Source organism: Pantoea dispersa, assembly GCF_035783935.1.
GTDB lineage: Bacteria > Pseudomonadota > Gammaproteobacteria > Enterobacterales > Enterobacteriaceae > Pantoea > Pantoea dispersa_C.
The window spans coordinates 1-208 of record NZ_JALKOV010000066.1 but is presented as its reverse complement, the minus strand read 5'-3'; the positions used below and the strand labels follow the sequence as shown (position 1 = coordinate 208).

The 208-nt window shown below is 57.2% G+C and carries 1 protein-coding gene; it reads right to left on the bottom strand.

What is annotated here, in order from left to right; genetic code table 11:
- Nucleotides 1–208: hypothetical protein (locus MXF20_RS23355; protein WP_325971653.1), on the bottom strand; the 208-nt coding region annotated here is incomplete at both ends.

The following is a 208-nucleotide window of genomic DNA, read 5'->3' as shown; positions in this document are numbered from 1 at the left end:
GTACTAGTACCGTCACGCAGGAACACCAGTGCGTTAGCTTCGGCCGTACCGCTCAGTGTCGGCCTGTTGTCGTTGGTCACGCCGCCACTGGCAATCGCACCAACCACGCCCCCCTGCACGTTGTCCATCACGCTTGTGATCGACGGCGTATTTGGCGCTAACGTATCTACCGTAATAGTGTATGGAGTAGACTGAGCACCTTCAACGC